This window comes from Pseudomaricurvus alkylphenolicus, assembly GCF_011683955.1.
GTDB lineage: Bacteria > Pseudomonadota > Gammaproteobacteria > Pseudomonadales > Cellvibrionaceae > Pseudomaricurvus > Pseudomaricurvus alkylphenolicus.
Genome location: NZ_JAAQPI010000011.1, coordinates 178,242 through 198,202, shown reverse-complemented (window position 1 = coordinate 198,202; position 19,961 = coordinate 178,242). Strand labels below are relative to the sequence as shown.

Sequence of the window (19,961 nt, the reverse complement as noted above, 5' to 3'; positions counted from 1 at the left end):
AATTTACTCCTGAAACTGCATGGCGTGGAGTTTGGCGTAGGCACCGCCCCGCTCCAACAACGCCTGGTGACTGCCCTGTTCAACCACTCGCCCGGCTTCCATCACCACAATCTTATCGGCATTTTCGATGGTGGACAGACGGTGGGCAATGACCAGGGTAGTACGCCCTTTCATGACTTCTTCCAGCGCGTTCTGGATGCTGCGCTCCGATTCCGTGTCGAGGGCCGATGTAGCTTCATCGAGAATCAGAATGGGGGCATCTTTGAGCAGGGCGCGGGCAATTGCCAGACGCTGGCGTTGTCCGCCCGAGAGACGGGTGCCATCTTCACCGATAACGGTATCAAAGCCATCCGGCATTTGTTCGATAAAAGCGGTGGCGTTGGCACTTTCGGCGACGGCGCGAATCTCGGCATCGGTTTTGTCGGCCAGATCACCATAGGCGATATTACGGGCCACGGTGTCATTAAACAGGGTGACATCCTGGTTCACCAGGGCAATCTGACGACGCAGACTGGCCAGCGTATAGGCCTGTACCGGCTGACCGTCCAGCAGAATGTCACCGCGACCGTGGTGGTAAAAGCGTGGTATCAGACTGGCGAGAGTGGTCTTGCCACTGCCCGAACGGCCGACCAGAGCCACGGTCTCACCGGGTTGAATGTCCAGATTGATGTCGTGGAGCACATTGCCATCGTCTTCATTGTAGGAGAAGCTGAGATCGCGGATCTGAATAGCACCCCGTGCACGAGCGACGTTCAACTCGCCTTCATCTTCTTCCGCCAATTCATCGAGCTGCTCAAAGATACTCTCTGCCGCCGCAATGCCCTTTTGAATTTTGGCATTAACCTCACTGAGTTGGCGTACCGGCTTGGGGATCAAACCCGCCGCGGTGATATAGGCCACAAATGCACCGGCGTTGTCAGTGTTCATAAAGGTCATCGCCAGATAGACCAGCGCCCCCATAGCGGCGGCGACGATCAGTTGCAGCACCGGCGTCGCAAACGAAGACGTGGTGACCAGCTTGAGATTCTGGCGGAAGTTGCCGCGGCTGGCGTCTTCAAAGCGCTGGCGCTCGTAATCTTCACCGCCAAAGCTGCGCATCACCCGGTAGCCGTTGATCATCTCGGAACTGGTTTGGGTCACATTACCCATGGTCACCTGAATACGGCTGGAGAGCTTGCGCAGGCGCTTGCCCACCACCGCCACCAAACCACCGATAAACGGAGCCACCACCAGAAACACCAGTGTCAGCTTCCAGTCCTTCCAGAACAGGTAGATCAGTAGTCCAATAACCGTGAAACCTTCACGAATCAAAACTTTCAGTGCATCGGTAGCGGCCTGGGTGACCTGAGTCACGTTAAAGGTGATGCGGGAGATCAGATGGCCGGAGTTGTTGCGGTCGAAATACTCGCCCGGCAGCACCGTCAGGCGGTTAAACAGTTCAGTGCGCAGCTGGTGCACAATGCCCAGGGACACTCGAGCAATAAAATAGTTACCAACAAAAAAGCCAATGCCACGCACCAGATAGATGCCCACAATCACCAGCGGAATAACCACCCTCTGGGAAGCATCTGAACTTTCGATAGCATTGATCAGATATTCCATCATCTGTGCCAGCGCCGGTTGGGTGGCGGCAAACAGGAGGAAACCGAGGATACTGAGGGAGAACATCAACCAGTGGGGCTTGAGGTAACCCAGCAGTCGCCAGTAGATCCGGGCTCCGTTGGAGGAGGCTCCCTCAGTGACAGGCGGGGTGGTACTCATAGGGGGTTCCGCAATGGTCTCGATGGTCGATTCAATGGGGCGCAGTGTACCATAGACCACCCCAGGCAAGCCGCCAATTATTGAGAGTGGATGACAAATGGGATTGGGGCGCGCACAAGCGCCCGGAAAGCGCTAGAATGCCCGAGTTTTCAGACAGGGCAAATACAGCAGCCATGAGACTCACAGCGGCCCGGGAATTTTTCGCCGACCCCACTCTCGATACGCCCTTGTGGCGCAGACCCACTGTTTTGGCAGCCCTGCTGTCCGCCCTGAGTGGTGTCTTGCTTATCGCCATGGGGGATGGTCTTAACAACGATGCCACCCTGTACCTGGTCAGTGCCGATGTCTTTCGCCTGCAGGGCTGGGAAGCCGCCGAGAACATCTACCACCGCCCCTTCTACCCGGCCTCAATCGGTATGCTTAGCGGGCTGCTGGGTATTTCCGCCACGGCCGGCGCCTACGTTATCAATCTGTTGCTGATGGCCCTGTTGGGTTACGCCTTTGTGGCACTGGTGCGGGAGCTGGGTGGCAAAGGCAATGCCCAATGGGTAGCGGCCTTTATCATTGTAAGCTACCCGGCATTGTGCGCGTACCGGGACTACATTATTCGCGACTTTGGCTACTGGGCCTTTTCCCTATTGGCTTTGGTGCAGCTGATACGCCTGCATCAGGGCATCAGGCTCTCCGGCTTGCTGTTGTGGTTGGCGCTGAGTCTGTTGGCAACCCTATTGCGCCCCGAAGCGGCCATTCCCATGCTGGTGACACCCATATCTCTGCTGTTCAACCGCTCGCTGAGCCTCAAGGATCGGGCACTGGCCTGTCTGAAAATATATTCACTGCTGGCCGCCTGCCTGCTGATGGCACTCTTGGGCGAACCGGTTGTGGAGGTCGATCCCGTCGGCACGTTGCTGCAAAACACATTGAAGGAGTACACCGGCTTTGTGCAACAGCTGGGGCACAACCTGGGGCTCATGAAAGCCAATTTGACAGAGCATGTTCTCAGCCACTACTCCCGAGAGTTTGCCAACCTGGGTGTTTTCCTGTTGCTGCTCGGCATCCTTGTGGCGAAAACTCTCAAAGCCTTCTCAGCTCCCATCATCCTGATTGGGTTGTTTGTGAGCCGTCGTCGTCTGCTGCATCTCCCACGCCATGCCGCCTATCGAACCACGTTATTGGTGGTGACAGTCGTGGTCGCCGTGTTTTTTGCCCAAACCCAGTTTCTCCAGACCCGCTACCTGATTCTGATTACCTTATTGCTGTTGGTACCCCTTTGCATTGGCCTGGGACAATTGCTGTCTTCCCCCCTCAACATGACCATCAGCCGCAACGGGCGACTGTTTCTGATCGGGATGGCGGTCATTCTGGTTTTCGACAGTCAACTGAGCTTCGGATACCGGGACCATCATATTCCACCTGCTATTGAGTGGCTCAAGAGCAATACTCCCGAAGGCAGCTGGATCTACGCCAACGAACAGCAGCTGGCGTATCTCAGTGGTGGTGACTTCTATATGCCCCATTTGCAGAAGGCCAAGGAGCATATGGCGGAGGAGTCCGTCGAGGTATTATCCGGCTATGACTTTTTGGCAGTGCAGATCAAAAAGCGGGATAAGAAACTGGCCAAGTACGTCGCCGCCCTGCCTCAAAACTTTAAACCCCTGCTGAAAATCAGCAACAGTCGCGGTGATCAGATTGTGATTATTCAGGTTCAGGGAGGCCGAGAGGTTCGTCAAGGCAAAGATTGGGATGACATTCGCGCGGCGGCGTTTGCCAATCCCAACCCTTGATCGGGCTAGCACTTAGTCAGGTTATGTCGCAAACCATTGGCATCCAGAAACGATGCCATCTCCTGATAATTGGCCGCATAACGGGGAATAAACTTGTCAAAGTAGTCCGCCGCCAGAAAACGTTCCACGGATTCAATCAGATCCGCTTTGGCAATCACCTCTTTGTCTTCGGCGTAAATACACGGCAATTCAAATGCTTCGCTGAATGACAGGCAGCGTGAACAATTGGCAAAGAACATGGTGGGATTGCCATGGGCCAGGTGGAACATGTTGCCGTGCAAGCGCCAGCCAATAGCGCCGTAAGCATTGTCCACCAGTGCCTGATAGGGCTTGATGTCGAACTCGTAAAGAGTATCCATCTTGCGCTGGAACAACGGCAGGCGCCGACGGGCGCAGTACAGATCCTTGATTTTCTGTGCAGCCAGCACAGGTTTCATGCCGCGTTTAATCAATTCGTCCACAATGATATTGATATTGCGGTCATGCCCCTTGCGAGCGGTAATCACCACTTCTTTGGCATTCTTTTTATTCAATGCCCACTCTGGCTTGAGGCTGCGATACAGTGTCGGACAACCGGTCATGCGCACATTCTCGATACCGGCCTTTTTGAGAGTATCGTAAGTGCGTGGATCGCGAGCACTGGAAAATTCACACTTGTTGTGAATTTCCTGCAACAACAGCACGGTTTCTTCGTCGAAGGCAAAGGTGTCCACTTCGTGACGATGCTGAGTGGTTCCTACCCCCAGGGGTACGAACGGAATCTTAATCTGACGTAGCTCTTCAACGGAGATCATCCAACGACCGAGTTTGGCGATGTGGCGGTACCACAGATTGGTCCCGACAATTACCGCCACGTCGCACTCATTGATGCGCTCGATGTCACCCGGGTTGAGTGGTTTGCGCGGGTCAATATCAATGCTGCGTTGAGGGTCAAAGTCCAGAATGCGCTTGACGCTATCCTCGATAAAATGATCACCGACGTTGTTAGTGGATACACGCGGATTAATAAATGCGATGGCCTGGCTCATGGCAGGGTTACCTGAATCAAGGGAATTAAGACTCAACCGCAGTTGAGGCGGTTTCTTTTACGACCAAAATATCTTCCATGATCAGATACTCCAGATCCGAACCGAAGAACATGTTCAGCGCATCGGTGGGCGAACACACCATGGCCTCACCGCGTCGGTTCAAGGAGGTATTGAGCACCACACCATTACCGGTGAGCTTTTCCATTTCTTCCATCAGTCGGTAATAGGGCTCGTTAACACCGGGCTGCAGCGCCTGGGCCCTGGCCGTGCCATCCTCATGAACGACCTCGGGCACCCGGGTTTTCCACTCGTCCTTCACTTCGAAAGTAAAGGTCATGTAGGGCGCGGGATGATCAACTTTGAACATCTCCGGCGCCACACGGCTGAGCATACTGGGACAAAAGGGACGCCAGCGCTCACGAAACTTGATCTGCTCGTTAATGCGGTCCGCGACACCGGACGCCGACGGACACCCCAGGATAGAGCGACCGCCCAGGGCACGGGGACCAAACTCCATACGCCCCTGGAACCAGGCAACCGGGTTACCATCAGCCAAGATTTTGGCAATTTCCGCCGGCACCTCGTCGATCTTGTTCCACTGGGGCTGGTGCGGATGCTTGGCGCAGGCCGCTACCACTTCTTCGCTGGTATAACTGGGGCCGAGGTAAACATGCTCCATTTTCTCCACCGAGACGCCACGCTGCTCCGAAGCGTAGGCAGCCGCGCCAATGGCAGTACCGGAATCCCCCGAGGCGGGCTGAACAAACAGCTCTTTCAGCTCTTCGCGGGCGATGATTTTCTGATTCAGCTTGACGTTTAAGGCCCCACCACCGGCAAAGGCCAGTTTGCCGGTTTCGCGAATAATGTCGCCCAGGTAGTAATCCATCATCTGCAGCGCCAGCTTTTCAAACAAGGCCTGCATGCTGGCAGCATAGTGAACGTACGGATCGTCGGCAATATCCCCGTCGCGCTTGGGACCGAGCCAGTCGATCAGCTTGTCGCTAAAATAATAACCTTTGCCCTTGTCCTTGTGACGGCGCAGCCCGATCACATTGGCATAGTCGGTGTTGATCACCAATTCGCCATCTTTGAATTCCGCCAGACGGGAAAAGTCATATTTGCTGGCATCACCGTAGGGCGCCATACCCATGACCTTGTATTCACCATCGAGCATTTCAAAACCGAGAAATTCGGTAATGGCACCATAGAGGCCGCCTAGGGAATCGGGATCGACAAATTCTTTGATCTTGTGGATTTTGCCGTTTTCACCATAACCAAAGAAAGTGGTGGCATATTCACCCTTGCCATCAATGCCCATGATTGCGGTTTTTTCTTTAAAACCGCTGCAGTGATAGGCACTGGAGGCATGGGCCAGATGATGTTCCACCGAATCCAACTGCACCTGCTTGGGGTTAATACCCAATTGTTCCAGTAACCAGGTAATCTTCTTTTTGTAACGGCGGTAGCGGCGGTTGCCGTTCACAATGGCATCAAGAGCACGATCCGGCGCGTACCAGTAGCGCTTGGCATAGCGCCAGCGGTGGGGTTCAAATAGGCTGATGGGAGCAAATGGAATCGCCACCACATTGATGTCGGCCGGTTGAATACCGGCCTGCTGGATACAGAATTTCGCGGCCTCGTAGGGCAGGCGGTTTTTGGCGTGTTTGTCACGAACAAAACGCTCTTCCTCGGCGGCGGCCACGAGCTTGCCATCGATGTAAAGCGCGGCAGAGGGATCGTGGTTCAGCGCCCCGGATAATCCTAAAACGATCAGTGACACGGGCTGATTCCTTCTAAAAAACTGTCAATTCTGTAGTGTCTGTTCTTGTTCCGTTAGAGCGGACTCGATGCAATCTCGCGGTAAAGAGTCAACCGCCCAGTTACGTAACAGTCGCGCTTCGTCCTTGGCATTGGCCTTTTGCCAGCTGCCGATGCTGCGGTGCCAACGCACCGCATCCAAATCAATCACCACCAATCCCTGCTCCCAGAGCAGATTGGTGGCTTTGAAATCACCGTGGCTGATGCGATATCGCTCCATCACCTGCAGCAAACCCTGTAAGGCATTGGCAATTTTGTGCAGCAAAGGCTCCTCTGCGGTCTCGCAGACCTTGAGCAGATCTTCCCCCACGCTGTGCTCCGTAATCAGGTAGCCGCGGCCTCGCAATGCGCCAAAGCGCTCTTCCACCATGGCAACCGGCCTCGGAGTGTTCACCCCCAAACCTCGCAGCCGGTGCCCCGCCTGCCAACTGTGCCAAGCGCGGGTTGGTCGCCAAAAACGCTTGAGCCTGTGCATCAACCCCTTAAGGTTGTAGCGCTTGATCACCAGCCTGCGCCCTTGCCATTCGATCTCACTGACGGTGGCGCTGCCGCCATCTTTAAGGATCCTGGAGCGCGCTATGACCCCGTCGAGGTCGTCCAGCAACGGTCGTAGCGACTCACTGTCTTCACGCCAGCAGGATTGAAAACGGCGCCAGCTTTCACGGGTTTCAAACAAGCTGCAGTCACGCACGCTCTTTTCGGCAAGGTCTTCGGCGCGGCGCGCCTGCCAGTCCCACGCGAGCGCGCACACTGTACCATAATCCAGCCCGGTGTCGGCCAATCGCTGATAGGCGGCATGCAAACCAGGCCACCAGGGTTCGGGCAGCTGCGACAGGAACACGCCCAGGTTGTAAGCCCGATCATGGTGGCCGTCCAAGGCTTTAATGTCGGCAGTATCGATGATCCAACACTGCTCATCGCTGAACAGAAAATTACCGGGGTGGATATCTTTCTGCTGTAACCCCGCATTGTGCATGCGTGCGATGGTGTGCGCGGTTTTGACGGCCCAGGGCAGACCTTCGTCCTCCAGCGACAGGGAATCCACCTGCAATCCGATCTGCTGCTCAAGGCTACAGCTATCGGGCAAGAAGCGGCTCACCACCCAGGCGGCTTTGCCATCAGTCAGCTGGCCGTGGTGAATCACTTCCGGTGATGGCAGCTTCGCCTGCAGCAGGCGTCGACTGCCCTGCACTTCTAGACCCGCTTTGGTGAGGGCACGCTTACCCAGATAAATTTTGGCCAGTACCGTCTGACCCCGCCAGGTTGCTCTGCCAACATAGCGTTTGCCAGGCAAGGTCCGCAGCCAGGTATCGATGATCAGCTCGTTGCCGTTAAGATTCAGTGCCAAGGGCAGCTCAGGGCGACGGCCAGCGCTCGCCAGCTTTTGAAAACTGATTTGATCTGCCATGCTCAGCGTCTACCGGTCAACGTACGATGCCCTTGCGCAGGGCCTTGGCATACAGCTTCTGAGCCTTCAGTTCCACCTGCTGCCATAGGCGCCGGTTTTGGTGCAGCTCTTCTCGCAGCGGACGATTGCTGTAACGGCGGATAAACCTCAATTTGTCACGCAGGCTCAGCGGCACATCAAAGGAGGAATAGTAGAGGCTGGCGAGATCCTTGAGCCGCCAGCGATAAGGCAAATGGCGATGAATCAAGGCGCGATGCAGATCGATCAGGGCGAGATCAGGCACTGTACCGGTAGCATCGGACTCGCAGTCCGCGCGATTGCGCAGCAGAAAATGGCAGATATAAAAATCGCGGTGATTGATACCCGCCTGGTGCATCTCGCGACTCATATCGCATACCCGCTCCAGCAATTTTCGCTTGAGAGACAGCAGGGGCGGACGTTGACGCCATTCCAGCGCCAGGTCTTCCAATGAAATCGAGGGCTCTATCGCATCGGTGACAATAAAAGACAGTCGCCTGGCCGGATTTTCCCCACGTTCACCAAATGCCGCCACCGACATAGTGCCCACGCCAATCGTCTGGAGGGCATCGACGGCGGCTTTTTCGTTGGCGGCCCCCAGTATCGGCAGACGCCCCTGGATAAGATTCTTGATAATTTCCTTCCAGCCAACACCCCGGTGCAACTTCAGGAAGTAACCCCGGCCACCCTCTTCGAAACGCAGGGTTCGTCGCCCCTCCAGCTCCCGATACACTTTTCCCTGCAGCGATTGCACGGCGTCAAACGGGTCCTGCCCTCGCCATAAGCGCTGGAATTCCTCGCGTAAATACAGGTTCACGACTGGCCTCCGGCAAACCGCAGAATATGCTCCGCCGCCACCTCCGGCATACTGAAGACGTCCTGCTCAGCCGCAAACTGACGCCCCCGTTGCCGCCACTGGGTACGCCCGGTTATCAGCTCGGGCAGAATCCGCGCCAGGGAATGATCAAACGCCGACTGCTCATAAGGCGATGCCAGCACCTCGCCCATATCGGCATCGCTGATGTAATGAGCGTAGCCGCAAACATCGGTCACCATAACCGGCAGACCGGCAACCACCGCTTCCACCAGCACGGTACCGGTGTTTTCATGGCGAGCCGGGTGGACCAGCAGATCCGCCCCTTGCATAAAGCGGGGAATATCATCGCGACCGGAAAAGATCTGGAAACGCTCAGCCACGCCAAGTTTGCGTGCCAGGCGCTGAATGGCAGCCGGTCTGTCCTGCCCCACTACAAATAAACGGGTTTTCTGACGCTGCTCTGCGGGGAGACTGGCGAGGGCACGAACACTGCGGTCGACGCCCTTGGTTTTGAACCCTGACCCCACCATCAATAGCAGGCATTCGTCGTCCGCAATGCCAAACTCTCGACGAAATTGCCGGCGAATGTGTTCACTGTCGTCCGACGCAATGCGGTCGCGGGCAATACCCGGTGGCAATAGGTGCAAACGTTTGTCTTCGGTCTGATAAAAACGCTGAAAGATGGGTACCTGGAGACGCGAAATCATCAACACCTCGGTAGGCTCACCGCGGCCAAAAACGGCAGCTTCGTACTCCGAGAAATGGCGGTAGCGGCCTCCGAGGCGATAGATTCGCCCGTAGAGTTCCGTAACCCTGGCCTCATAACAACCATCGGCAGCGTAGTAGACATCCAGCCCCGGCATTTTGTTGAAGCCCACCAGGCAATCCACCGGGTTGTTGCGACGATGCTGCTGCACCCAATCGTAAAAATGACGGTTCTTGCTTTGGCTGCTCCAGCCCTTGCGAGGAACGGTCACTCTCTCAATCCAGTCGGGGCAGTCACCCTGCCAGGAAAAACAGTAAACCCGTATTCGGGCACCACGCTTGTGACAGGCCTGTGCGATGCGCAGTAAATCCCGCTGCAAACCACCGAATGGAAAATATTTGTAGAGGCAGAAACCCAGACTGGCGCTCATTAGCTTAAACCACCGGAGTGGTTGTGGCAGGCAACAGGGGCTGCAATGCCCCCAGAACCACCTGCGGCGTCAACGCTGAGAATACCGCCGGATCCGCCTCAGCCAATACCGGCTCGCAATCGGATGCACACAGGTGAATCTGGTTGGCCCCGTAAGCGCCGACCAACGCCGGGCTGGTGGGACCATATAAGGATACGGTGGGCACGTCCATCGCTGCGCTGAGGTGACCAAGTCCCGTATCCACCGCCACTACCGCAGAGGCCTGGCCCAGCACAGCCGCAACACCATTGAGATTCAGTTTGGGCAGCACTTCAGCCCCTTCGATGCCGTCGACAATACGATGGGCCCGATTTTTTTCCGTCTCGTTGCCCCAGGGCAGACGCACGCGAATATTGCGTTGCGTCAATTCCAGGGCCAACTGGCGCCAGTAGACCTCGGGGTAGTGCTTGTCATGCCAGGTGGTTCCGTGCAGAAACACCACGTTGGGTGCTTCGGGGGTGCCACCACAAAACCGCTTTCGATCGAGGCCATAACTGCCTTTTCCGGCAGGCAGCTCGTAGTCGAGGGCTTTGGCAAACAACTGCCGAATTCTCTCCACCGCATGGCACTCCCGCGGCACATTATAGCGATGCTGATAAGCCCAGGAAGCCAGTGATTCCCTTGCTGACTCGCGATCGTAGCCCGCTGCCGGCGCTTTCGTCAGCCAGGTCACCCACGCACTTTTGATCAATCCCTGGGCATCAATCACCAGATCGTAATGGTGCTTTCGCAACAGCGTTCGAAACTGCTTCCACTCATTCGAACGCAAGGTCGCGAGAATGTGCTTTCGCCAACGTCGAATGGCCACCGGGATCACCATATCCACGGCTGGGTGCCAGCTGGGCACCTCGGCAAAACTGTCTTCCACCACCCAATCGAACTGCACCTGGGGCAGCGCGCGTTTGGCATCAGTCAGTGCCGGCAGGGTGTGGATCACATCGCCCATGGACGTGGTTTTTACAATCAGGACTCTCACGCGGGCATCACCTTGTTCAGGGCGTCGGCAACCAGGTCAGGGCTGATATCAATCATCGACTGGTGGTAGCCCTGATCAGCGTCGCCCTTGCGGATTTTCAAATAGCCTTCGATCAGACGAATCACCTCTGCCTTGTCACTCAGCGGCGGCGTAAAGTCCGGGCTGGTGGGACCATAGAGCGCCACCAACGGGGTGGATACCGCAGCGGCCACGTGCATCAACCCGGAGTCGTTGGTAATCACCGCATCACAGGCGGCGAGCAAGTCGATTGCCTGGGGCAGGCTGGTTTTGCCCGCCAGCGCATGAAACCTTTTACGCTGGTCCCCCGTCAGGCGCGCGGCGATTTCCCGCACCACCTCCGCGTCTTTGGCCGAACCGAAACAGGCGATCTGGTAGCCATCGTCAATCAGGCGAGCGGCGAGCTCAGCGTAATGATAGTCCGGCCAGCGCTTGGCGGGGCCGAACTCCGCCCCCGGGCACAGACCGATCAATTTTTCCGCAGGCAGTGAGAACTGCTGTAAGGCTTTTACTTGTGCTTCCCGATCAACCGTCAACTTGGGCGGTAAGATTTCCGGCAGCTGCTCGGCGCTGGGCACACCTTCGCCGGCGAGCGCCACATAGCGCTGGACCATCAACGGAAAAGCTTCTTTATTGAGCTTGCGCGGATCATTGAGCAGCCAGTAGCGCATTTCCCCCAACCAGCCGGTGCGCAGGGGAATATTGGCAAACCAGGGAATCAGAGCAGATTTGAGAGAGTTGGGGCAAACGATTGCCTGATCGTAACCGCGCTGTTCCAGCATGGCCGCCAAGCGGCGGCGCACTCCCAATTGCAAGCTGCCATGCCCTACCGGCATGGCGATCGAGTTGCTGACTTCGGGCATACGCTCAAGCAGCGCCCGGCACCAGTCCGGCGCCAACACATCGATTTCGCACTCAGGGTATTGGGCTTTAAGCTGGCGATAGAGCGCGTGGCTCATCAACATATCGCCAACCCAGGACGGGCCGACGATAAGTATGCGCTGGGGCTGGAACATAGGAATGTTAAAGTCCTGCGGTGCTTAGCCTGCCACTGGAGTCAGCCAGCCTGCATGAGCTTCACTCTGGCCCTTGACCACATCAAAGTAGGTGCTCTGCAGCTTGGTGGTGATTTCACCGCGGCGGCCCTCGCCGATGATGCGACCATCCAGACTGTTGATGGGCAGAACCTCAGCGGCGGTACCGGTAAAGAAAGCCTCGTCCGCAACGTAAACCTCGTCACGGGTGATACGCTTTTCGCGAACCTCGTAGCCAAACTCGTCGGCCAGCTGGAAGATGGTGCCACGGGTAATGCCGTCCAGGCAGGAGGTCAACTCGGGGGTATAGATGATGCCGTCACGAACGATAAAGATGTTTTCGCCGGAACCTTCGGCCACATAACCTTCGTTGTCCAGCAACAGGGCTTCTTCGCAGCCGCTGTCCAGGGCCTCTTTCAACGCCAGCATGGAATTGATGTAGTGGCCATTGGCCTTGGCCTTACACATGGAGATATTCACATGGTGACGGGTGTAGCTGGAGGTGCGCACCTTGATACCGATCTCCTTGGCTTCCGGAGACATATAAGAAGGCCAATCCCAGGCGGCAACAATCACATGGGTCTTGAGCTGATCGGCACGCAGCCCCATACCCTCGGAGCCCAGGAACGCCATGGGGCGCAGGTAAGCTTCGTCGAGGTTATTCTCGCGAACCACCTGGCACTGAGCGTCGTTGAGCTGGTCTTTGCTGAACGGCATGTCCATACCCATGATATGGGCTGAACGATAGAGCCGGTCGGTGTGCTCCTGCAGGCGGAAGATGCTGGTACCGCGTGGGGTGTTATAGGCACGGACGCCTTCAAATACGCCCATGCCGTAGTGCAGTGTGTGGGTCAGAACGTGAACCTTGGCGTCACGCCAGGGCACCATTTCGCCGTCGAACCAAATTACGCCGTCGCGATCGGCAAATGACATAGGAAACTCCCAAAAACTAAACTAAGTGGTTTCTGTGCTCAGGCCGACCTGATTGGCGTACTGCCTTGGCATACTACGCGTTCATCATGGCCTCCCAGAGAGACTGTACTGACACTCGTTCGTCAGCGTGGGTATCACCACTGACGGTGCCGGGGAGGCTTTGCAGCGCCAGCCGGTGTCCTGTGGATCGAAACGCCTTGTAAGCTTCGATCAGTTGCGCGACCTCTTCTGCTGTCATTAACCCTTCAGCCTGCAGGCTTTCCAGGATGCGAATGTTGTCGCTCCAGCGAGTTAGCGCGGGGGCTTTATGGGCCCAGGCTAAAACGGCGTATTGAACCATAAATTCAATATCAACGATACCGCCAGAATCCTGTTTGAGATGGAATATTTGGGCTTTTTGCTCCTCGTTGCCCTGGGTGCCCAAATGGCTGCGCATTTTCTCGCGCATTTCCACCACATCGCGACGCAATTCGCCCTGCTCCCGGGGCAGGCACAGGATCTGGTGGCGCAACTCGTCAAATTCGGCGGCCAGGCGTTCGCCACCAGCCACTACCCGCGCCCGGGTGAGAGCCTGGTGTTCCCAGGTCCAGGCCTCATTGCGCTGGTAGCTCTCGAAGGCCGCCAGGGTACTGACCAGCAGACCGGAGTTGCCGGACGGACGCAGGCGCATATCCACCTCATACAGCTGACCGGAGACGGTCGTGGTATTGAGGATGTGGATCATCTTTTGGCCCAGGCGGGTAAAGTACGTCTGGTTATCCAGAGGTTTGTCGCCATCACTGTAGACCTTGGAATTGGCATCGTTGACGAAGACCAGATCCAGATCGGAACCGTGGCCCAATTCGATGCCTCCCAGCTTACCGTAACCAACCACTATGAATTCGGGCTCCGGAGCTCCCTCCACCCGACCCGGGTTGCCATGGCGGGCCTTCATTTGCTGCCAGGCCAAGGTTAATACATGCTCAAGAATCACTTCGGCCAGCCAGGTGAGATAATCGCTGACCTTCATCAATGGCAGCACATCAGTCACTTCGCTGGCGGCTACCCGCAGACCATGGGCCATACGGAAATAGCGCAGGGTTTCCATCTGCCCTTCCAGATCGTCCCAACCGACCCGCAATACTTGCTGACGCAACTCGTCTCGCAAGGTGGCTTTATCCGGCGGGTTGTAGAGACTGCGCTGGTCCAACAGCTCATCCAACAGGGCCGGATGCTTGGCCAGCTGGTCGGCAATCCAACTGCTGGCCCCACACAGTCTGACCAGTTGCTTGAGAGCATTGGGATTCTCGGTAAGCAGCAGCAGGTAGGCGGTTCGGCGCGCAACCTTTTCCACCAGCACCAGCACCCGCTCCAGGGTTTTGGCACACTCGCCGCGTTCGCAAATCTGCGCCAACAGGCGCGGCATCAATGCATCCAGCCGACTGCGTCCCTCCGCCTGCATACTCTGCAGGGCACGGCTGCTGAGCAGACCCAGCAAGGCCTTGGTAATGGCCTCGGGCTCAGCAAACCCCCGCTGCATCAACAGTTCCTGCAGATGCTCGGGCTCCATGGCCGCACTGTCAGGCGTGCAGCCCGCTGGCCACAGGCTCTGCCACTGCTGCCAGTCTTCTTCGTCACCCTGCTGCTCATTGGAGTCAGCAATGACCGCCTGGAAGTTGTCATTCACCAGCGCCCGATGCTGATCCAGCTGGCGCTCAAACTCCGCCAGCTCCCCATAGCCCATGACCCAGGCCAGACGCTGGCGATCAATCTCATCCACGGGTAGGGACTGGGTTTGTTTATCCTGATAGCCCTGAATGGCGTGCTCCGTATTGCGCAGGAAGATATAAGCCTGGGCCAGTTGCAAACCGGCACCCTGTGGCAGGTATCCTTCGCCCTCCAGAAAGGGCAACAATTTAAGTACCCGGCGTTCGTGCAGGCGACCGTCGCGCCCGCCACGAATCATCTGGAACACCTGGACGATAAATTCCACTTCGCGAATGCCGCCGGCGCCCAGCTTCACGTCCGCGCTCATACCCTTGCGCTGTACCTCGCGATTGATCAGTGTCTTCATGTCGCGCATGGATTCAATGGCACTGAAGTCCAGATACTTGCGGTAGGTAAATGGCCGCAGCATTTCCATGAGCTGCTCACCGGCCGCCTGCCCGCCAGCCATCACATCTCCCGAGACCACCCGCGCCTTGATCATGGCGTAACGCTCCCAGTCCCGCCCCTGGGTCTGGTAGTACTCCTCCATGGAATCGAAGTTGAGCACCAGGGCACCGCTTTGACCGTAAGGTCGCAGCCGCATATCGACGCGGAAGACAAAACCATCAACCGTCGAGTTATCCAGGCTGTTGATCACTTTTTGACCCAGCTTGATAAAATACTCCTGGTTGGAAATGGATTTTTGTCCACCTTCCGTGTCACCCGTTTCCGGATAGGCGAAGATCAGGTCGATATCGGAAGAGACGTTGAGCTCGTAGCCGCCCAATTTGCCCATACCCAACACCACCAGAGGCTGTGGCTGACCGCTACGTTTGCCGGTGGGCATGCCAAAGCGCTTTTGCAATTGAGCATGATGAAACTGGATCGCCGCCTGGATGGTCACCTCCGCCAGCGCCGTCATATCAGCGCAGGTTTCCTCCAGGCCAGCCATTCGACAGAAGTCCCGCCACAGAATGCGCATCATCATGTCCCGGCGAAACTGGCGTAGCTGCCGATCCAGGTCTTTTTCCGAGAGCTCGCCGTGCAGCCGCTGTTGCAGCTGCTGCGCCATCTCCGCCTGGGTCATAGCGTGTTGATAATCACTTCTCAAAAGCCAACCAAGAAAATCCGCCGGCTGATTCACCGCCACCTGGGCAAGATAATCACTACCTACCCACATTCGGGCCAATTGCACACCCGACTCCGGGTTTTGCTGCAACCACTGGCTGAATTGACTTTGTTCGTCATCGTTGGTTCGGCCCACCCACTGATCAATCTGATGTTGCAGCTGGGTGTGGAATTGAGGCGGGATCTGGTCAAAAGACAGCATATTGACTCCGTTATTGTTGTTCCCTAAAGCGTTGTTGCCTGTAGCGTAGCTAGCCGGAAGTATCCACCGGTGGGGCTACACGCAGTACTTCCTCTATGGTGGTCACTCCCTGAGCCACTTTTTGAGCCCCGGACAACCGCAGGGTGCGCATGCCCTCGCGCATCGCCAGTTTACGCAGTTCTATCAGGTCGCAATTGTCGTCGATCAATTGTTGCAGGGATTCCGTCAGAACCATAATTTCGTAGATACCCTGACGACCCAGATAGCCGGTATTGCGGCACTCCAGGCAACCGTTGGGTGCAAACACCTTTTTCGGGTGAGCCACCTTCCAGGGCGCCACCAGAGATTGCCATACCTCAGGCTCCACATGGCTTTCCTTTTTACAGTGGGGGCAAAGCGTACGCACCAGGCGTTGGGCCATAATGCCCAACACAGTGGAGCGAATCAGGTAGGACGGCACCCCCAAATCCAGCAGGCGGGTAACCCCTGTGGCGGAATCATTCGTGTGCAGCGTGGATATCACCAAATGCCCGGTCAACGCTGCCTGAACGGCCATTTGCGCCGTCTCCAGATCACGAATCTCACCCACCATAATAATGTCGGGGTCCTGTCGCATAAGCGTGCGCACACCGGCGGCAAAGTCCAGATCAATATTGTGTTGCACCTGGGTCTGGTTAAAAGCCTCTTCCACCATCTCGATGGGATCTTCGATGGTACTGACATTCACCTCGCTGGTGGCGAGCTGCTTCAGCGATGAATAAAGGGTGGTGGTTTTACCCGATCCCGTGGGGCCCGTCACCAGCACAATGCCGTGGGGCCTATCCATCATCGTCTTCCAGCGCTCGTAGTCATCTCCCGTCAGGCCCAGCTCCGTGAAACTGCGCAACAGCACATCCGGATCAAAAATCCGGGTGACCATTTTTTCGCCAAAGGCCGTGGGTAACGTTGATAAACGCAGCTCGACCTCACCGCCATTGGGTCGCTTGGTCTTGATGCGACCATCCTGCGGCTTACGCTTTTCCGCGACATTCATACGGCCCAGAATCTTAAGCCGGCTGGTTACCGCCGTCGTGATCGCGGCGGGCAACTCATACACCTGATGCAAGACCCCATCGATACGAAAACGCACCCGCCCCACCTCGCGCCGGGGCTCAATGTGAATATCGCTGGCGCGCTGATCAAACGCGTACTGCAGCAGCCAGTCCACAATATTGACAATATGCTGGTCGTTGGCCTCCGGATCCTTGAGCGAACCCAGCTCCAGCAGCTGCTCAAAATTCGTCACCTTGGAGGCACCGGCCATGCCGGAAGCGCCACTGATGGACTTGGACAGCGTATAGAATTCAACCATGTAGCGCTGCACATCGCTGGGCATGACAAATACCCGCGTCACCTTGCGGCGGGCAACATGCTCCAACTGAGGCTCCCAGTCCGTCACGTAGGGTTGCATGCAGGCGACCACCATCTCATCGGCGCTGAGATCGATACAGAGAATGCCATGACGTTTGGCAAAGGCGTAAGACATGACCTCGGTGACTTCACCGGCTTTGATCTTAAGAGGGTCAATGTGCTTTAAAGGGAGCTCGGCCCGATTCGCCAGCCATTGAGACAACACCAGTTCATCGAGCACCGTGCCGGGATTAGCGCGGTCATCCAGTTGTTGTGTGGCGATATAACTCAGGGGATGCATGGCCGTCTGCTCACGCGATCGGGACTGACCGGCGATAAAATTAGCGTCAGTCGCTCCAATACGTCCATCTTCCACCAGATCATCCAGCAGATTGCGCAGATCCACCATGCGGCCGGCATTGGCGGCAGCTCCCGATTCCTTCATGGGTCACCCTGTGTTTCTTTGGCCATTCCATTTTACCTAACCAGTGGATAGGTACCTGTCTGGGATTGTAGCTAGATTCGCCGGGAGGGCATAGGGAGAGCATCAAGATCCACCTGGCCAAAAATTCATCTAAGCTTAATAAAACAGACATATTTCTGTAACTTTTGAGTGAGTTCTGCGCCACCTGACTTTATACTCCGCGACAATATTTCGAGGAGTCTCACATGGCCATTTCCAACCCCTTTGGCAACCTGTTCGGCAAGTCACCTATCAAACCGATTCAGGAGCATATGGCGGTCGCCCACCAGACCGCAGAGCAACTTCCGGGCTTCTTTCAAGCGGCCAATAAAGGCGACTGGACTGCAGCGGCCGAGATCCAGCAACGCATCAGTGAACTCGAAAACCACGCAGACGAATTAAAGAAAGAAATCCGCCTTCATCTGCCCAAGAGCCTCTTCCTGCCGGTACCTCGATCCGACCTGTTGGAACTGCTGAGCATGCAGGACAAAATCGCCAACCGCGCCAAAGACATCGCCGGCATCATGCTGGGCCGCGAAATGGCCATTCCCAAAGCCATCGAAACAGACATGACGGCCTTTGTGGATGCGACCCTCGCCACCACCGCCCAGGCTCTCAAAGCCATCAACGAACTGGACGAATTGCTGGAAACCGGCTTTAGTGGCCGCGAACTGCAACTGGTGGAAAAGCTCATCGAAGAGCTGGATCGACTCGAGCACCAGACCGACCAACTGCAAATCAACATCCGCGCCGAACTCTTCAAGGTGGAAAAGGAACTGCCACCCGTCGACGTTATGTTCATCTACCGAGTCATCGAGTGGGTGGGCGACGTTGCCGACCGGGCCCAAAAAGTAGGATCACGCCTGCAAATGCTGCTGGCCCGCTAAACCCTAACCCTTCCTTTTCATTGACTCATACCCGCTACGCAGAGGGGAAAAACCAACCATGTCTATACTTGCTGAACACGGCCAGACGCTGCTGATTCTGGCCTGCCTCTTCGGAGTCTTTATGGCCTGGGGTGTGGGCGCCAACGACGTTGCCAACGCCATGGGCACCTCCGTCGGCTCCCGCGCACTGACCATCAAACAGGCGATCCTCATCGCCATGATCTTCGAATTCCTGGGTGCCTATCTGGCCGGAGGAGAGGTAACCTCCACCATCCGCAAAGGCATCATTGACCCGGCCACCATGGCTGACACCCCCGAACTGCTTGTGTTCGGCATGATGTCCGCCCTGCTGGCCGCCGGCACCTGGCTGTTGGTCGCCAGTATCCTCGGCTGGCCCGTCTCCACCACCCACTCCATTGTGGGTGCCATTGTCGGCTTTGCCGCCGTGGGCATCTCCTTCGACGCCGTGGCCTGGGGCAAAGTCGGTAAAATCGTCGCCAGCTGGGTCGTTTCCCCGGTACTGGCCGGCACCATCAGCTTCTTTTTGTTCAAGAGTGTCCAGAAACTCATTCTCAACACCGACAACCCCTTCGCCAACGCCAAGCGCTACATCCCCATCTACATGTTCGCCGTGGGCTTCCTTATGGCCATGGTCACTCTGCTGAAAGGCCTCAAACACGTCTTTAAAGACATGGGCGTCAAACTCAGCTTTATCGAAAATGCCGGTCTCGCCGCCATCTTCGGCCTGCTGGTCATGTTTATCGGAATATGGATGCTGCGTAAAATCAAAGACGTCGGCAACGAAGACAACCGCTTCGCCAGCGTGGAGCGGGTTTTCGCCGTACTCATGATCTTCACCGCCTGTGCCATGGCCTTCGCCCACGGCTCCAACGATGTCGCCAACGCCGTCGGCCCTCTCGCCGCCGTCTACGGCGTGGTCAGCACCGGTGCGGTTGCCGCCAAGACCACCATGCCCAGCTGGATCCTCCTGCTCGGTGGTATCGGTATTGTGATCGGCCTGGCCACCTACGGCTGGAAGGTGATCGCCACCATCGGCAAAAAAATCACCGAACTTACCCCCAGCCGGGGCTTTGCCGCCGAGCTGGGCGCTGCCGCCACCGTGGTACTTGCCTCCGGTACCGGCCTGCCCATCTCCACCACCCACACCCTCGTAGGCGCCGTACTGGGTGTTGGCCTGGCGCGAGGTATCGGTGCACTCAACCTGCGGGTGATTGGTACCATCTTTACCAGCTGGATTATTACCCTGCCGGCCGGTGCCGGGCTGGCCATTTTGTTTTTCTATCTATTTAAAGGCATCTTCAGTTAACGACTGCCTGCTACGTCAAGGCGGATTACGTCGCTTCGCGACTATTCCGCCCTACGAATATGGCACGGCTACCTGAGCCAAGCGCCATTCAGATAAGACCCCACTTTAA

The 19,961-nt window shown here is 56.6% G+C and carries 14 protein-coding genes; 3 read left to right on the top strand and 11 right to left on the bottom strand.

From position 1 onward, the window contains the following. Positions 1-3: 3 nt before the first annotated feature. A complete protein-coding gene (gene msbA / locus HBA55_RS24840; protein ID WP_166996982.1) occupies positions 4-1,761 on the bottom strand; it encodes a lipid A export permease/ATP-binding protein MsbA in 1,758 nt (585 codons plus the stop codon). Positions 1,762-1,898: 137 nt separating this feature from the next. On the opposite strand from msbA, the gene HBA55_RS24835 reads away from it, so the two are divergent. After that, a complete protein-coding gene (locus tag HBA55_RS24835; protein WP_166996981.1) occupies positions 1,899-3,545 on the top strand; it encodes a hypothetical protein in 1,647 nt (548 codons plus the stop codon). Between the two features lie 5 nt (positions 3,546-3,550). Here HBA55_RS24835 and HBA55_RS24830 read toward each other — a convergent pair whose 3' ends face one another. The 10 genes from HBA55_RS24830 to tfpB form a co-directional block, all read right to left on the bottom strand. Beyond that, positions 3,551-4,573, bottom strand: a complete 1,023-nt coding sequence (locus HBA55_RS24830; protein WP_166996980.1) for a polysaccharide pyruvyl transferase family protein — start codon at positions 4,571-4,573, stop codon at positions 3,551-3,553. Between the two features lie 25 nt (positions 4,574-4,598). After that, positions 4,599-6,353 (bottom strand): carbamoyltransferase C-terminal domain-containing protein, encoded by a 1,755-nt coding sequence (locus HBA55_RS24825; RefSeq protein ID WP_166996979.1) that lies wholly within the window; start codon positions 6,351-6,353, stop codon positions 4,599-4,601. Positions 6,354-6,377: 24 nt separating this feature from the next. Next, positions 6,378-7,799, bottom strand: a complete 1,422-nt coding sequence (locus tag HBA55_RS24820) for a lipopolysaccharide kinase InaA family protein (RefSeq protein WP_166996978.1) — start codon at positions 7,797-7,799, stop codon at positions 6,378-6,380. Between the two features lie 16 nt (positions 7,800-7,815). After that, positions 7,816-8,634 (bottom strand): lipopolysaccharide core heptose(I) kinase RfaP, encoded by an 819-nt coding sequence (rfaP, locus tag HBA55_RS24815; protein ID WP_166996975.1) that lies wholly within the window; start codon positions 8,632-8,634, stop codon positions 7,816-7,818. Then, positions 8,631-9,770 (bottom strand): glycosyltransferase family 4 protein, encoded by a 1,140-nt coding sequence (locus HBA55_RS24810; RefSeq protein WP_166996973.1) that lies wholly within the window; start codon positions 9,768-9,770, stop codon positions 8,631-8,633. The genes rfaP and HBA55_RS24810 overlap by 4 nt, the downstream gene beginning before the upstream one ends. 4 nt (positions 9,771-9,774) lie before the next feature. After that, positions 9,775-10,785 (bottom strand): lipopolysaccharide heptosyltransferase I, encoded by a 1,011-nt coding sequence (gene waaC, locus HBA55_RS24805; protein ID WP_166996971.1) that lies wholly within the window; start codon positions 10,783-10,785, stop codon positions 9,775-9,777. Next, positions 10,782-11,819, bottom strand: a complete 1,038-nt coding sequence (waaF, locus tag HBA55_RS24800; protein ID WP_166996969.1) for a lipopolysaccharide heptosyltransferase II — start codon at positions 11,817-11,819, stop codon at positions 10,782-10,784. Before waaF ends, waaC begins: the two co-directional genes overlap by 4 nt. Positions 11,820-11,843: 24 nt before the next feature. Next, positions 11,844-12,770, bottom strand: coding sequence for a branched-chain amino acid transaminase (locus HBA55_RS24795; protein WP_166996956.1), 927 nt, complete (start codon positions 12,768-12,770; stop codon positions 11,844-11,846). A gap of 73 nt (positions 12,771-12,843) precedes the next feature. Continuing rightward, positions 12,844-15,786 (bottom strand): bifunctional [glutamate--ammonia ligase]-adenylyl-L-tyrosine phosphorylase/[glutamate--ammonia-ligase] adenylyltransferase, encoded by a 2,943-nt coding sequence (glnE, locus tag HBA55_RS24790; RefSeq protein WP_166996954.1) that lies wholly within the window; start codon positions 15,784-15,786, stop codon positions 12,844-12,846. Positions 15,787-15,835: 49 nt separating this feature from the next. Then, positions 15,836-17,620 (bottom strand): type IV pilus assembly ATPase TfpB, encoded by a 1,785-nt coding sequence (gene tfpB / locus HBA55_RS24785; RefSeq protein ID WP_166996952.1) that lies wholly within the window; start codon positions 17,618-17,620, stop codon positions 15,836-15,838. A 224-nt stretch (positions 17,621-17,844) separates the two neighbouring features. On the opposite strand from tfpB, the gene HBA55_RS24780 reads away from it, so the two are divergent. Together HBA55_RS24780 and HBA55_RS24775 are read left to right on the top strand one after the other, a co-directional pair. Further along, the gene (locus HBA55_RS24780) at positions 17,845-18,525 is read left to right on the top strand and encodes a TIGR00153 family protein (RefSeq protein WP_166996950.1); all 681 of its coding nucleotides are present in this window, start codon (positions 17,845-17,847) and stop codon (positions 18,523-18,525) included. Between the two features lie 58 nt (positions 18,526-18,583). Next, a complete protein-coding gene (locus tag HBA55_RS24775; RefSeq protein ID WP_166996948.1) occupies positions 18,584-19,852 on the top strand; it encodes an inorganic phosphate transporter in 1,269 nt (422 codons plus the stop codon). Positions 19,853-19,961: the final 109 nt, after the last annotated feature.

What these genes read in the sequence shown, in the direction of transcription:
- msbA (WP_166996982.1), bottom strand. Translation starts at nt 1,761, where the DNA reads ATGAGTACCACCCCGCCTGTCACTGAGGGAGCCTCCTCCAACGGAGCC.
- HBA55_RS24835 (WP_166996981.1), top strand. Translation starts at nt 1,899, where the DNA reads ATGCCCGAGTTTTCAGACAGGGCAAATACAGCAGCCATGAGACTCACA.
- HBA55_RS24830 (WP_166996980.1), bottom strand. Translation starts at nt 4,573, where the DNA reads ATGAGCCAGGCCATCGCATTTATTAATCCGCGTGTATCCACTAACAAC.
- HBA55_RS24820 (WP_166996978.1), bottom strand. Translation starts at nt 7,799, where the DNA reads ATGGCAGATCAAATCAGTTTTCAAAAGCTGGCGAGCGCTGGCCGTCGC.
- HBA55_RS24810 (WP_166996973.1), bottom strand. Translation starts at nt 9,770, where the DNA reads ATGAGCGCCAGTCTGGGTTTCTGCCTCTACAAATATTTTCCATTCGGT.
- waaF (WP_166996969.1), bottom strand. Translation starts at nt 11,819, where the DNA reads ATGTTCCAGCCCCAGCGCATACTTATCGTCGGCCCGTCCTGGGTTGGC.
- HBA55_RS24795 (WP_166996956.1), bottom strand. Translation starts at nt 12,770, where the DNA reads ATGTCATTTGCCGATCGCGACGGCGTAATTTGGTTCGACGGCGAAATG.
- glnE (WP_166996954.1), bottom strand. Translation starts at nt 15,786, where the DNA reads ATGCTGTCTTTTGACCAGATCCCGCCTCAATTCCACACCCAGCTGCAA.
- tfpB (WP_166996952.1), bottom strand. Translation starts at nt 17,620, where the DNA reads ATGAAGGAATCGGGAGCTGCCGCCAATGCCGGCCGCATGGTGGATCTG.
- HBA55_RS24780 (WP_166996950.1), top strand. Translation starts at nt 17,845, where the DNA reads ATGGCCATTTCCAACCCCTTTGGCAACCTGTTCGGCAAGTCACCTATC.
- HBA55_RS24775 (WP_166996948.1), top strand. Translation starts at nt 18,584, where the DNA reads ATGTCTATACTTGCTGAACACGGCCAGACGCTGCTGATTCTGGCCTGC.